16 protein-coding genes are annotated in these 13,320 nt (G+C 70.1%); 13 read left to right on the top strand and 3 right to left on the bottom strand.

Annotated features, from left to right (window positions below):
• Window positions 1-177 precede the first annotated feature (177 nt).
• From OIE47_RS26245 to OIE47_RS26220, 6 genes are all read left to right on the top strand, one after another.
• Entirely contained in the window at window positions 178-306 is a 129-nt protein-coding gene (locus OIE47_RS26245; RefSeq protein WP_326557174.1) for a lasso RiPP family leader peptide-containing protein, read from the top strand.
• 119 nt (window positions 307-425) lie between these two features.
• Window positions 426-2,255, top strand: coding sequence for an asparagine synthase-related protein (locus tag OIE47_RS26240; protein WP_326557173.1), 1,830 nt, complete (start codon window positions 426-428; stop codon window positions 2,253-2,255).
• On the top strand, window positions 2,252-2,512 hold the full coding sequence (locus tag OIE47_RS26235; RefSeq protein WP_326557172.1) for a lasso peptide biosynthesis PqqD family chaperone: 261 nt from the start codon (window positions 2,252-2,254) through the stop codon (window positions 2,510-2,512). The genes OIE47_RS26240 and OIE47_RS26235 overlap by 4 nt, the downstream gene beginning before the upstream one ends.
• Window positions 2,509-2,943: a lasso peptide biosynthesis B2 protein gene (locus OIE47_RS26230; RefSeq protein WP_326557171.1), complete on the top strand. Its 435-nt coding sequence runs from the start codon at window positions 2,509-2,511 to the stop codon at window positions 2,941-2,943. Before OIE47_RS26235 ends, OIE47_RS26230 begins: the two co-directional genes overlap by 4 nt.
• Window positions 2,940-3,905, top strand: a complete 966-nt coding sequence (locus OIE47_RS26225) for an ATP-binding cassette domain-containing protein (RefSeq protein ID WP_326557170.1) — start codon at window positions 2,940-2,942, stop codon at window positions 3,903-3,905. Before OIE47_RS26230 ends, OIE47_RS26225 begins: the two co-directional genes overlap by 4 nt.
• Complete coding sequence (locus tag OIE47_RS26220) at window positions 3,902-4,777, top strand: ABC transporter permease (protein WP_326557169.1); 876 nt, start codon at window positions 3,902-3,904, stop codon at window positions 4,775-4,777. The genes OIE47_RS26225 and OIE47_RS26220 overlap by 4 nt, the downstream gene beginning before the upstream one ends.
• Before the next feature lie 73 nt (window positions 4,778-4,850).
• On the opposite strand, the gene OIE47_RS26215 is transcribed toward OIE47_RS26220, so the two are convergent.
• The 3 genes from OIE47_RS26215 to OIE47_RS26205 all read right to left on the bottom strand — a co-directional run bounded on the left by OIE47_RS26215 (window position 4,851) and on the right by OIE47_RS26205 (window position 7,481).
• Window positions 4,851-5,636, bottom strand: coding sequence for a hypothetical protein (locus OIE47_RS26215; RefSeq protein ID WP_326557168.1), 786 nt, complete (start codon window positions 5,634-5,636; stop codon window positions 4,851-4,853).
• Between the two features lie 163 nt (window positions 5,637-5,799).
• On the bottom strand, window positions 5,800-6,564 hold the full coding sequence (locus tag OIE47_RS26210) for an ABC transporter permease (protein ID WP_326557167.1): 765 nt from the start codon (window positions 6,562-6,564) through the stop codon (window positions 5,800-5,802).
• Window positions 6,561-7,481: an ABC transporter ATP-binding protein gene (locus tag OIE47_RS26205; protein WP_326557166.1), complete on the bottom strand. Its 921-nt coding sequence runs from the start codon at window positions 7,479-7,481 to the stop codon at window positions 6,561-6,563. The genes OIE47_RS26210 and OIE47_RS26205 overlap by 4 nt, the downstream gene beginning before the upstream one ends.
• A gap of 181 nt (window positions 7,482-7,662) precedes the next feature.
• Between OIE47_RS26205 and OIE47_RS26200 the strand changes: the two genes are divergently transcribed.
• The 7 genes from OIE47_RS26200 to OIE47_RS26170 all read left to right on the top strand — a co-directional run bounded on the left by OIE47_RS26200 (window position 7,663) and on the right by OIE47_RS26170 (window position 13,182).
• Window positions 7,663-8,859 (top strand): sensor histidine kinase, encoded by a 1,197-nt coding sequence (locus OIE47_RS26200; RefSeq protein ID WP_326557165.1) that lies wholly within the window; start codon window positions 7,663-7,665, stop codon window positions 8,857-8,859.
• Entirely contained in the window at window positions 8,856-9,533 is a 678-nt protein-coding gene (locus tag OIE47_RS26195) for a response regulator transcription factor (protein WP_326557164.1), read from the top strand. The genes OIE47_RS26200 and OIE47_RS26195 overlap by 4 nt, the downstream gene beginning before the upstream one ends.
• Before the next feature lie 317 nt (window positions 9,534-9,850).
• Window positions 9,851-10,135, top strand: coding sequence for a hypothetical protein (locus OIE47_RS26190; RefSeq protein WP_326557163.1), 285 nt, complete (start codon window positions 9,851-9,853; stop codon window positions 10,133-10,135).
• A gap of 38 nt (window positions 10,136-10,173) precedes the next feature.
• The gene (locus tag OIE47_RS26185; protein ID WP_326557162.1) at window positions 10,174-10,905 is read left to right on the top strand and encodes an integrase core domain-containing protein; all 732 of its coding nucleotides are present in this window, start codon (window positions 10,174-10,176) and stop codon (window positions 10,903-10,905) included.
• Window positions 10,906-10,979: 74 nt separating this feature from the next.
• Window positions 10,980-11,330 carry a transposase gene (locus OIE47_RS38060; protein ID WP_442791993.1) on the top strand — a complete coding sequence of 117 codons (351 nt, stop codon included), beginning with the start codon at window positions 10,980-10,982 and terminating at the stop codon, window positions 11,328-11,330.
• Between the two features lie 52 nt (window positions 11,331-11,382).
• On the top strand, window positions 11,383-12,888 hold the full coding sequence (locus tag OIE47_RS26175; protein WP_326557161.1) for an ISL3 family transposase: 1,506 nt from the start codon (window positions 11,383-11,385) through the stop codon (window positions 12,886-12,888).
• A gap of 111 nt (window positions 12,889-12,999) precedes the next feature.
• The gene (locus OIE47_RS26170; protein ID WP_326557160.1) at window positions 13,000-13,182 is read left to right on the top strand and encodes a hypothetical protein; all 183 of its coding nucleotides are present in this window, start codon (window positions 13,000-13,002) and stop codon (window positions 13,180-13,182) included.
• The last annotated feature ends 138 nt before the right edge of the window (window positions 13,183-13,320 follow it).

Raw genomic sequence — 13,320 nt, 5'->3', positions numbered from 1 at the left:
GCCGGCGTCCCGGAGAGAGCCGGCTGTGCCCGCGTCTCGTCCCGGTTGGTGACGGGACCAGAGCGGGACAGCGCTCTCACGCGCCCGGGACACCCGGCTTCCTAGCTTCGACAGGACAGCGAGGGCGACCGACCGCGGCCGCTCTCATCTCACCCACCTGAAAGGGATGGTGACCGGATGTCCGAAAAGCAGGTGTACCTGCCGCCGACGCTCATCGAGGTCGGCGACTTCGCCGAGCTCACCCTGGGCCTCGACACGGACGAGCCCTGTGAGGACTGGTTCTGGGGAGAGCCGCTCTGGTGCTAATCACGGCCCCGAGCGCCGCCGGTAACTGAATCGACGCTCGGCGGGGCCGGCGGTGAGGAGTTTCGCCGCCGGCCCCGCCGCTATGTCCGTGCGCTGAGCCTCCACCCCGAGAAGGAGACATGAGTTTTCTGATCCTCCCGGATTCACCGGATGCGGCCGGCGTGGCGGAACGGGCCGGCGGACCCGGAACCCGCGTCATCCGGCACGCCTCCGGGCGGCCCTGGCTGGTCGGCGACTGGCGGAGCGGCGTATGCGCGATCGTCACGGCGGGCGGTCACCGGCTCGCCGTCTTCGGCCGGACCGACTTCGACCGCGGCGAGGCGCAACGACGGCTGGCCGACGCCCGGACCGGCCCGGATTTGGACGCACTTGCCCGTCGACTGCCGGGTGCTGTGCACCTGGCCACCTCGCTGGACGGGCTGACCCGGACGCAAGGCACGATCTCCACGGCCCGCCAGGTGTTCTACGCCGACGTCAACGGCGTCACGGTGGCCGCCGACGATCCAGGAACGCTGGTCCAGCTCACCGGCGCGGCACCGGACGAGGACGCCCTGGCCCTGCGGCTGGTGAGCCCGATCGCGCCGTGGCCGCTGTTGCTCCGTCCGATCTGGAACGGGGTGCGGCAGCTCGCCGTCGGCCACTGGCTGGAGATGGACACGGCGGGACGGCACCGCGAGGTCGAGTGGTGGCGCCCGCCGCCCGCGACCGAACCCCTCCCCACGGCTGCGACCGCGGTGCGGGACGCCCTCGTGGGAAGCCTCGGCGCCCGGGTCGCCACCGATCCCGCGGTCAGCGCCGACCTCTCCGGCGGGCTGGACTCCACCAGTCTCTGCTTCCTCGCCGACCACGCCGGTGCCGACCTGGTCACCCAGCACTGGATCCCGGTGGACCGGGCCAACGACGACACCGCCTGGGCCCGCCGTGCCGCCGAGATGCTGCCCCGGGCGCGGCACCGGTTCGTCGAACCCGCCGACGCACCCACCTGGTTCGCCGCGGGTCCCGGCGACGGCCACCTCGACGCCGAGGGGCCGCTCAACTGGACCCGCAACCGTAACCACCACGAACACCAGAGCCGTCTCCTGGCCGCCGAGGACATCCACCTGCACCTGATCGGCGTCGGCGGCGACGAGCTCTTCGGGCTCCAGTCCACCTACTTCTGGTCGCTGCTGCGGCGCCACCCGTTGCGCGCGCTGCCCCGCGTCCGCCGCGCGCAGCTGGTCAATCGCTGGAGCCTCGGTTCCACGGTGCGCGGGCTGCTGGACCGTACGACGTACGCGCGTTCACTGGCGGTCATGGCCGACGGACTGGCCACCGAGGCCCCGCGGGCGGCCCGCCAGGCGCCGCAGCGGTGGGGGAATGACATCCGGCTGCCACCGTGGGCCAGCGCCGCCGCGATCGACGCCATCCGCCGGCAACTGCGGGACGCGGCCGACGCCGGCACTGCCCCGCTCAGCCCCGACCGGCTCCAGCACCAGACCCTGCAGAGCGTGGTCCGCAGCGGTGTGGCGCTGCGTCAGCTCAACTCGGTGCTGCGCGCGCACGGTGTCGACTGGGAGGCGCCGATGCTCGACGACCGGGTGCTGGAGGCGGCGCTCGCTGTCCGGGTCGAGGACCGGGTCAGTCCCGGCCGCTACAAGCCGGTGCTCACCGCCGCGCTGCGGGGCGTCGTACCGGAGCCGGTCCTCGCTCGGCGGAACAAGGGCGAGTTCAGCGCCGAGATGTACGCGGGTGTGCAACGCAACCTGCGCGCGCTGCTCGACGTCACCGACGACCTGCGCCTGGCCCGGCTCGGGCTCGTCGATGCCGACCTGATGCGGGCGGAGCTGCTGCGGCCGCAGCCCGACCTGAGCCGCCTGCGGTTCCTCGAGGCGACGCTGGCGTACGAGAACTGGCTCCGGGCGGCCGAGGGCACCCGGGTTCATCCACTGACGGCAGGAGACCGCTCATGACGATCGCACTCGCGCCGGATCTCACCACGACCGACACCGAGGACGGCATGGTGCTGCTCAACGAGCGGACCGGACGCTACTGGATGCTCAATACCACCGGCGCCAGCACGCTGCGGCTCGCCCTCGCCGGCCGGTCGGCCGAGGAGGTGGCCGCCGAGCTGACCGCCGGTTCGCCGCAGGACGCGTCCCGTGCGCTCGACGACGTCCGTACGCTCATGGGCTCGCTGGTCCGCGCCCGGCTGGTGGTGGCGTCATGACGATGCCGGTGACCGCCGAGGAAGGCGTCCGGCTGCGGTGGCGCCGGTCGATGACCGCACGCTGCGCGGCGGCCGCCGCGTTCGCCCTGGTACGGCTCAAACCGAAGCGGCTCCGATCGGTGTTGTCCCTGCTGTCGAAGGGTGCCGCGCCGGCCACCGCCGCCCAGGCGCTGGCCGCCCGCCAAGCGGTGGTGACAGTCAGCGCCCGGTGCGCCGGGCAGGGCTGCCTGCAGCGGTCCGTGGCCACGGCGCTGCTCTGCCGGTTGGGCGGGCGGTGGCCCGACTGGTGCACCGGCGTCCGGCTCCAGCCGTTCCGGGCACATGCCTGGGTGGAGGCGGACGGTGCCGCCGTCGGCGAGTCCGGCGACATGGCGCTGTATCACACGATGCTCTCGGTGCGTGCCCCTCGAGCCGGCGACGGCCGATCGTGAACGCGGTAGTCGCGGAGGGCCTGCGCAAGATCTACGGCGAGGTCGAGGCGGTGGTGGATCTCGACCTGACGGTGCCCGCCGGGGTGACCTTCGGTTTCCTCGGGCCGAACGGCGCGGGAAAGAGCACCACCATCGGCATGCTGTGCACCGTCCTGCGCCCGACAGCCGGGCAGGCCGTGGTTGCCGGGTACGACGTGACCCGGCAACCGGATGAGGTGCGCCGGCGGATCGGCCTGATCTTCCAGGAGTCCACTCTGGAGAAGGAGCTGACGGCGGCGGAGAACCTGCGCTTCTACGCCGACCTCTTCGGCGTTCCCCGCCGCCGCTCCCGCAGCGCGATCCCGGAGATGCTCGACCTCGTCGGCCTGACCGACCGTGCGAAGACACCGGTCCGGATGTTCTCCGGTGGCATGCGGCGGCGGCTGGAGCTGGCCCGGGGCCTGCTGCACGCGCCGCGGGTGCTCTTCCTCGACGAACCCACCACCGGCCTCGACCCGCAGACCCGCGTGGCCATCTGGGAACACCTGCATCGGCTGCGACGGGAGAAGGACGTCACCATCTTCCTGACCACCCATCACCTCGAAGAGGCCGAGAACTGCGACCGGATCGCCATCATCGATCACGGTGAACTGGTCGTGGAAGGGACGCCGCCGGGCCTCAAGGCGGTCGTCGCGGACGACCTGGTGACCCTGCGGACCGATGACGACGAAGAGGCGGCCCGCGCCGTCCGGTCCCGGTTCGGCATCGAAGCGACCACCGGAGCGAGCGGTGTCCAGGTGCGCGTGCCGGACGGCGCGGCGCTGGTGCCGAGGCTCTGCGCCGAGCTGACCGTGCCGGTGCACGCGGTATCCGTCACGCCGCCGACCCTCGACGACGTGTTCCTGCACTACACGGGCCGCACCATCCGGGACGCGGGCGGGCGCCCCACCGTGGCGGCCATCGCAGCGAGGGGACGACGATGACGCGAACGGACCTGGCCATGCCCGAAACGGAAGCCCCGGACACCACCGGCTCCGGCCTCAAGACCGGTAGCAGCCTCCAGCGTGACCTGCGGACGCTTCGCCTGCTCTGGCAGCGGGAGATGCTGAGGTTCGCCCGTAACCGGCTGCGGCTGGCCATGGGCCTGGTGACACCGCTGGTGTTCCTGCTGATTCTCGGCACCGGCCTGTCCTCGCTCGGCGACGGGCAGGAGTCGCTGCGGGACTACACCACGTACCTCTTTCCCGGGGTGCTGCTGATGACCGTGCAGGCGCCGTCGCTGGCGGTGGGCGTCGCCATCGTCTGGGACCGTCAGGCCGGGGTGCTGCGGCAGATGATGGTCGCGCCGGTGCGTCGCGGCTTCCTGTTGGCCGGCATCTGTCTCGGCGGCGCGAGCACCGGGATGGCGTACGGCGGCATGGTGCTCCTCGTGGCCGGCGCCGCGAACGTGCCCTACCACCCTCAACTGCTGCTCGTGCTGCTGGAGCTCGGAGTGATCGCGTTCGCCTTCACCTCGGTCGGCGTGCTGGCGGCGGTCTGCATCCGCCGGATCGAGTCGTTCCAGGTGGTGATGAGCCTCCTGATGATGCCGATGCTCTTCCTGTCCGGCGCGATGTTCCCGGCGCGCGGGTTGCCCGGATGGCTGGGCGTCGCCGTGCTGGGCAACCCCCTGACGTACGGCGTCGACGCGCTGCGCCGCACCATGCCGGGCGACGGCGCCGACCTGGGCGGGCGGGTGCTCAGCCCGCAGCTGTGGGGCTGGACTCCCCCGGTGGTGCTGGAGATCGCGGTGATCGGCCTGGCCGCTCTGCTGGTGCTGGGCATCGCCACCCGTCGCTTCTCACGGGTGGAGTGAGACGGCCACCGGCATCGGCCGGCAATCCCGGCGCCCACCGGAGTGGGCGCCGGGATCCGCGACGCATCGGACGTCAGCTCATCCCCACCGGATAGGGGAACGACAGGAAGTCCTCGTCGAGCTGGTCGAAGCTCTTCGGCAACCACAGCCGGGTCAGCTGCCGGACCGTCTCGCGGGGCAGCGGAGGGCTCACCACCCTGGTGGACGGCTTGGCGACCGTCTGAATCGCCCAGGCCAGCCCGTTCAGCGAGGCGATCCGGCGCCAGCGTCCGCGGTCGATGCCGAGCAGCATCATGGCGCGGATGAAGGCGTGCCAGGTGTGGTAGCCCACCGGCGGTTTGCCGTTCATCGTGTGCACCTCTTGCTCGTGCTCGGCGAGGCGGGGATCGAAGAGCACGCCCTGGCCGAAGTCGACGAACGCGGTCACCAGCCGGGGGTCGTGCCGGTGGTAGAGCTCGTCGAAGGCGATCAGCTGGGCCCGGGACATGACCTCGAGCTGCGGCCGGATCGGCGTCACGACGTCGAGGAAAGCGGCGGGGTACGTGCCGGCCGCGTTCGTGTCCCGCCAGGCGAAGTAGATGTCGCGCTCGAAGCGGTCGAACAGGGACCGGAGCACCTCGTACGCCGCGGCCAGTTCGGCGCTGGGGGCGAACGCCGTGTACTGATCGAAGCGGTACCAGAACTCGTTGGCCAGCCGGTCGCCGAGCATGCCCGGCACCTCCGGCAGCGGCTCGGTCCGCGGCGGGGCGGGCGCCGCCACGGCGCTCTCGGAGCCGAGTACTGCTGTGGTTCCCGCCAGTGCGGCCATGACCAGCGAACCGCGCAGCAGTCCGCGCCGGTCAACTCCAGATGAAGGCATCCCTTTTCCGATCCGGTCAGGGCACCACCCGGGCGCGCCGCGCGGCACCTCGTTGTTGTCGGGCCGGCCGCCGGCCGGACCGCAGAACCGCACGCTACTGCGACGGTCTATACCGGACCTATATCCGCCGACCGGCGGATATAGGTCCGCGCCGGATCAGCGGTCAGGCGTCCCGGCGCCCGATCAGGTGGGTGGCGGTCCCGATCGCCACCACCACGTACGCGACCAGCACGCCGACCGCCGCAGCCGGCGTCAGCACGGCATCCGGCACGTCGCCGCCGATCTGGAGGGCGAGGCTTCTCATCGACAGCGCGTCGATCTTCGGCCCGACCGGCTCGGGGATGTTGCCCGCGGCGATCGGGAACACGTACACCAGCAGGGCGATGCCGGCTATCGCGGCGACCGCCGAGCGGAAGATCGCCGCGAGGCCGAGGCCGACGAGCGCCACCACCACGGCCGTCAGGCCCATCGCGAACAACGTAGCGGCGCGGTCGTCGACGCCCGTCCGGTAGTCGGGGATCGCGCGGTCGCCGACCACCAGCCGGCTGAGGAAGAACGTGCCGAAGATGACGGCCTGGGCGGCGACGAGGACCACGAACCCCACAACCGCGCTCTTGGCGAGGAACACCACCCGGCGCGACGGCATCGCGATGAAGCTGGTGCGGATCATGCCGCTGGTGTACTCCGAGCTGATCACCAGCACACCCAGGACGCCCAGACACAGGTGGGCCACCAGCATGGTGATCTCCTCCATCGGCGTGCCGGAGAAGGTGGCGCGGCCGGCCGCGTCCCGGCCGTCGTACGAGGACACCATGCCGAACGTGAGCAGCGTGCTCAGCACCACGCTGCCGAGCGCCACGCCCAGGCAGTACAGGGTCGTCGCGGTCGTCCGGATCTTGATCCATTCGGCGGCGAGCGCGTCGATCATCGGAATACCGTCCTGTTCTCGGAGGCACCGAACTGGACGGTGCCGGCGGTGAGTGACAGATAGGCGTCCTCGAGGGAGGCGCTGCGGACCGCGGCCTCGTAGATCGGGATGCCGTTCTCGGCGGCCAGGTTGCCGATCCGCTGCTGGTCGAGCCCGCGTACGGTCAGGCCGCCGTTGGCCGCGGTGGTGATCTCACCGCCGGCCGCGCGGAGCACACCGGCCAGCTCCTCCGGTCGCGCCGAGCGGACCAGCACGCCCTCGGTGAACTGTTCGGCCAGCTCGCGCACCGAGGTGTCGGCGATCAGCCGGCCGCGTCCGATGATCAGCAACTGGTCGGCGGTCAGCTGCATCTCGCTCATCAGGTGGCTGGAGAGCAGGACCGTCCCGCCTTCGGCCGCGTAGGACCGCAGCATGTCCCGGATCCAGCGCACGCCGTCCGGGTCCAGACCGTTGACCGGCTCGTCCAGCACCAGCACGTCGGGCTCACCGAGCAGCGCCGCGGCGATGCCGAGCCGCTGGCGCATGCCGAGTGAGAAGCCGCCGACAGCCTTGCGGGCCACCCCGGCCAGGCCGACCTCCTCTAGCACCCGCGTCACCCGGGCCGGCTCGATCCGGTTGCTCCGGGCCAGCCAGCGCAGGTGGTTGAGGGCGCTGCGGTTGCCCTGGACCGCGTTCGCGTCCAGCAGGGTACCGACGCGCCGCATCGGATGGCGCAGCTTGGCGTACGGGTGGCCGTGGATGGTGGCCGTGCCGGCGGTAGGAGTGTCCAGCCCGAGCAGCAGCCGCATGGTGGTCGACTTGCCGGCGCCGTTCGGGCCGAGGAAGCCGGTGACAGTGCCCGGCCGCACTGTGAACGACAGCCCGTCGACGGCCACTGTGCCGCCGTACCGTTTGGTCAGTTCTCGCACCTCGATCATGGCGACAACCCTTCCGCAGGAGCACCCGCGACACATCTCTCCCCCGTCTCGACTTTCCCTCTGCTGCCGGGTGGACCGATCCGCCGTGCACCGCGCGGGGTATGCCTCCAGACATACGCCCCGGGACGGTCGACGCAGCGCGCCGCCCGGCGATACGGTCTGCTGATGAAGGACTCCGCTAGTGGACGGTGAGGTGACCTCGGCGCGCACCCGGCTGATCACCGGCCGCCCGCGCCGGCGTGACCTGATCGTGGTGGACGCACTCGCCGCGGCCGGATATACCGCGGTGATGGTGACCTCCACGCTGGGCGCGTCACCCGGTCACGGCGTACCGGCCTGGGGCCGCCTCCTCCTCATCGCCGCCATGGGACTGCCACTCGCGGCCCGGCGGGTCTGGCCCGTGCCCGTCTTCGCGATCGTGCTCGCCGCCTCCGTGGTGGCCGCGGCCACCGATGTCGCGGGCAGCCTCTTCGTCGCTGCGGCCTTCGGGCTGTATCCGGTGGCGCTCACCCAGCCGCCGCGCCCGTGGATACCCACCCGCGTGATCGGCGTGCTGACCTGCCTCACGCTGGTGATCGGCTCGGTGGCCGGACTTCCGGTCTGGGCCCGGGACACGGCCGGCGGCGTGCTTCTGAGCGGCGTGCTGCTCGGCGGCGCGTGGACGCTGGGCCGGGCCGCGCGCGAGCGCCACGCCTACGCGGAACGCTCCGCCGCCCAGCTCACCGAGCGCGCGGTGGCCGGTGAACGGCTGCGGATCGCCCGGGAGCTGCACGACATCGTCGCGCACAGCATGGGCGTAATCGCGGTCAAGGCCGGCGTCGCCCACCACGTCATGGACGAGCATCCGGAAGTGGCGCGGGAGGCGCTGGGCGCGATCGAGACGACGAGCCGTTCGGCGCTCACCGAGCTGCGCCAGATGCTGGGCGTGCTGCGTTCGGACTCCGCGGACGACTTGGCTGACGCGTACGCCCCGCCCCAGGGCCTGGCCGGCCTGCCGGCCCTGGCCGAGCGCGCCGCGCGGGCCGGCGTCCGCGTCGACCTGCAACTGGCCGACCTGGGCCCGGTGCCAGAGGGCGTCGAGCTGTGCGTCTACCGCATCGTGCAGGAATCGCTGACGAACGTGGTCAAGCACGCCGCGCCGGCATCCTGCGAGGTCCGCGTCGGCCGGGACGGCGGCATGATCGCGGTCGAGGTCACGGACGACGGTCCCGGCCGGCGCCAGTTCCCGGACGACGGCACGCAAGGCCACGGGTTGATCGGCATGCGGGAACGGGTGACCCTCTACGACGGCACGCTGGAGGCCGGCCCGCGTCCCGGGCAGGGCTTCCGGGTATCGGCCCGCCTCCCGTTCCAGGCGGCGGCGAAGGTCACCGCGTGAGCGACGCCGTACGGGTGCTCGTCGTGGACGACCAGGCGCTGCTGCGTGGCAGCTTCCGGGTCCTGGTCGACACGGCTCCCGGCCTGACGGTGGTCGGCGAGGCGGCCACCGGCCTGGAGGCGGTCGAGCTCGCCCGCCGGGAACGCCCGGACGTGGTGCTGATGGACATCCGCATGCCGGACCTGGACGGCGTGGAAGCAACCCGGCAGATCTGCGCGGCGCCGGAGACGGCGCACGTACGGGTGCTGATCCTGACGATGTTCGACCTGGACGCGTACGTCTACGCGGCACTGCGCGCGGGAGCCAGCGGTTTCCTGCTCAAGGACACCCCACCAGCCGACCTCCTGACGGCGATCAGGGTGATCGCGGCGGGCGACGCGTTGCTGGCGCCCGGGGTGACCCGTCGCCTGATCGCGGAGTTCGCCCGGCGCCCGGAACAGGCCGGTCTTCCCGCGACGAACCTGGCCGGCGTGACCGATCGCGAGCGTGAGGTGCTGGTGCTGGTCGCGCGGGGGCTGTCCAACGGCGAGATCGCCGCGCATTTGCGGCTGGGTGTTGGCACAGTGAAGACCCATGTGTCTCGGCTGTTGGCGAAGCTGGGGGCTCGCGATCGGGCGCAGTTGGTTGCAGCCGCCTATGAGAGCGGGCTGGTGACGGCTGCGCCGCGCCGCTGAGCTGAGGCCCGCCAGCACGTATAGGCAGAGATGAGGCCCTGGCCGGCGTTTCCGCTGGTCAGGGCCTCGGCGACATGCCCCCGGTAGTGTCCTGGTTCAGGACATAGGAAACCCCTGTCTCAAGTCATCGGAAACTGGTGTGTCGGGACATAGGAAACCCTGGATGACCGTGATCGTCGCGGGGTGTCCAAAGCCCGTCTTGTGATCACGGCTGTTGTTCTCGAGGGTCGTAGCCAGGCCGAGACCGTGTACCGTGCCAAAACCTGTCGCACAGGCTGTGAGCTGGGAGTTCTTGGCTCGGTCTGATGATCGCCGGTATGGTCGTGCGGTTGCTGTACCTGGGAATGATCCACCTGTTCAATGGTCTGGGGTTGCTGATCCGCAGCGACAGAGCGTTGCTGGTCGAGATCCTCGCGCTGCGGCACGAGACAGCGGTGCTACGCCGCCACATTCACGGCCGGCCGCGGCTGTCCTGGCCGGACCGGGCGATCCTGTCCGCCCTCGCCCGCCTGCTGCCCCGCCGGATACGGGCACACCGGATCGTCACCCCGGCCACGTTGCTGAACTGGCATCGACGGCTGGTGCGACACCGCTGGACCTAACTGGCCGCCCACCGGTCAGCGACGAAATCCGTGACCTGGTGCTGCGGCTGGCCCGCGAGAACCCACGCTGGGGACACCGCCGGATCCAAGGCGAACTACAGCAGCTCGGCCACCGCATCGGGGCAGGAACCATCCGCCGAATCCTGGCCCGCCAACGTGTCGGCCCGCCGCCCCGCCAACAGGACACCAACTGGCGCACCTTCCTGCGCAATCAGGCCAGCGGGCTACTGGCAATCGACTTCTTCCACCTCGACACCAACCTGGTACGGCGCCTGTACGCGCTGATGGTTATGGAAGTAGCCACCCGACGGGTCCATCTCCTCGGCATCACCGCCCATCCCACCGGGCAATGGGTGACCCAGCAGGCCCGTAACCTCCTCATGGACCTGGGCGAGCATGCCAACCGGTTCAGGTTCCTGATCCGCGACCGCGACGCCAAGTACACCGCCGCGTTCGACGGGGTGTTCGCCGCCGAGGGCATCACGGTGGTCAAGATCCCGCCCCGCACCCCACGGGCCAACTGCTTCATCGAACGCTGGGGCCGCAGCCTCCGGGGAGAATGCACCGACCACATGTTGCTCTACAACGAGCGGCACGCGCAGGCCGTGGTCGGCGAGTACGTCAAACATTTCAACAACCACCGGCCCCACCAAGGACGACAGCAGCGCCCGCCCAACCACGACCCAGCCGTCATCATCCCCATGGACAAGCCCGTACGGCGCCGACGACGACTCGACGGAGTGATCAACGAATACCACCGAGCAGCCTAACCCGATCTCCAAAACACCAGGTCACCGCCTTGAAACGAGTTTTGGCACGGTACAGGACCTCCTGGCCACAGTTCGTGCCGTTCCTCGACTACGACCACGAGGTCCGCAAAGTCCTCTACACCACCAACATCATCGAGTCCCTCAACGCCCGGTTCCGGCAAGCCGCCGGCCGACGCGGGCACTTCCCGACCGAGCAGGCCGCGATGAAAGTCCTGTACCTCGTCGTCCAGCAAAAAACGCCGAGGTGGCGGGAGTTTCACCGGCCGGGTCTACGGTTGGGCCAAGGCCCTCAACGCCCTGATCCTCGCCTACGGCGACCGGATCACCATCTAACAACCTCGATCACACCACAGGCCCAAACACGGAAATCGAACACTCGGGGGCTGTCTCGCCAACGGCTCTGTCTCACATTCGGTGGTGACTGAACGTGGTCGATGTCGTTGAGATCATGTGTGCAAGATCGGTGATCTTACGAAGATGGTCTTCTCGGGGCTGCTGCCGCTGGTGATCGACGACGTGACGGACGAGGGGGAACGGATCCTGGTGCGGGCTCGGACTCCGCAGCAACCGGTGGCCTGTCCGGGTTGCGCGGCCGTGACGGGCCGGGTGCACGGGTATCACCAGCGGAGCCTGGCGGATGTGCCGGTCGACGCCCGACCGGTGGTGGTCCACGTGCGCATACGTCGTCTGGTGTGCCCGACTCGGGGCTGCCGTCGTACGTTCCGGGAACAACTGCCTGGGGTCCTGAACCGCTACCAGCGCCGCACATCTCGGCTGATTTCCCAGGTCGGTGCGGTCGTGCGGCAGTTGGCCGGCCGCGCTGGCGCGCGGATGTTGTCGGCGTTGGCGGTGGTCGTGTCTCGGCACACCGCCCTGCGGGCGCTGCTGCGCCTGCCGTTGCCCGAGCGGCCTGTGCCCCGGGTGCTCGGGGTGGACGACTTCGCGTTGCGGCGACGTCAGCGATACGCCACCGTCCTGATCGACGCGGTCACGCGTGAGCGCATCGATGTGCTGCCCGACCGCAAGGCCAACACGTTGGAAACGTGGCTGCGTGAGCATCCCGGTGTCGAGGTGGTGTGTCGGGACTCCTCCGGCGCCTACGCCGAAGCGGTCCGCCGCGCCCTGCCCGAGGCGTTGCAGGTCACGGACCGCTGGCATCTGTGGCACAACCTCGCCGAGGCCGCCCGCAAAGAGGTCACCGCGCACAGCTCATGCTGGGCCGCAGCCGGGCTGCCGCCACAGGAGGGCAAGCGGGCTGTGACCACCCGGCAGCGGTGGCAGCAGGTCCACGACCTGCTCGACAAGGGCGTTGGCCTCCTGGAATGTGCCCGCCGGCTCAACCTCGGCCTCAACACCGTCAAACGGTACGCCCGGATCAGTGAACCCGAACGCCTGGTCCGCGCACCGCAGTACCGGCCCACCCTCGTCGACCCCTACCGCGACCACCTGCGTCGCCGGCGGGAACAAGACCCCGCCGTCGGCGCCACCCAACTCCTGGCGGAGATCAGGGAACTGGGCTACACCGGCAGCCTCAACCTGCTCTATCGCTATATCACCCAAGGCCGGGTCGAAGCCGACCGCCCGGCTCTATCTCCCAGGCGTCTGACCCGCTACCTCCTGACCGCGCCCGACCGGCTCAAGGAACATCAGCGGACGCTCATTGACGCTCTCACCGCGGCCTGTCCACAGATGACTGCGCTGGCCGGCCTCATCGGCTCGTTCGCCGCGCTACTCACGCCCGCCGACGGCAACGGTGACCGTCTCACCGCGTGGATCACCGAGGTCATGGCCACCGACCTGCCCCACCTACACACGTTCACCCGCGGCCTCGGCCTTGACCGCGACGCCGTCAACGCCGCCCTGACATACCCCTTCCACAACGGCGGCACCGAAGGCGTCAACACCAAAACCAAACTGATCAAGCGACAGATGTACGGACGCGCGGGCTTCACTCTCCTGCGCCATCGAATCCTGCTCGGCTAACCAGCACCCTCCGTCACCACCGAATGTGAGACAGAGCCCTTAAATCCACAGACCCTCAGGCGCCGACAGAAGGATGGTGTTGGATCGCCTCATGGAGGGTCAGGAAGAGTGATGAACTGTCATCTGGTGTCGACGGTCGTGGTCTTGGTCCTCGCCATGCTCGTCGGCGGTTCTATTGCCGCGTTGCTATGGATGGAACAAAGCCGCCCATCCAGCATCGTCATGGGTGCAGGTGGCGCTGTTCTCGGCTTCATGACACTGGCCGTCACGATCCTCGATCGCCTTGGGGGGTAGCATCGGCCCAGGGACGGCTGCCCCCTCAGCCGATGGGTGGTCGGGCGGGCTTTACGACCACCTGCTGAGTAGTGGTGCACTCCCACTTCTCCTGGGCTCTTCCCGGTACTACCGCTCGCCGACCCACCTCGACCCGAT

The sequence above is a fragment of the Micromonospora sp. NBC_01796 genome, assembly GCF_035917455.1.
Classification (GTDB): domain Bacteria; phylum Actinomycetota; class Actinomycetes; order Mycobacteriales; family Micromonosporaceae; genus Micromonospora_G.
This window is presented reverse-complemented; position numbering and strand designations above follow the sequence as displayed.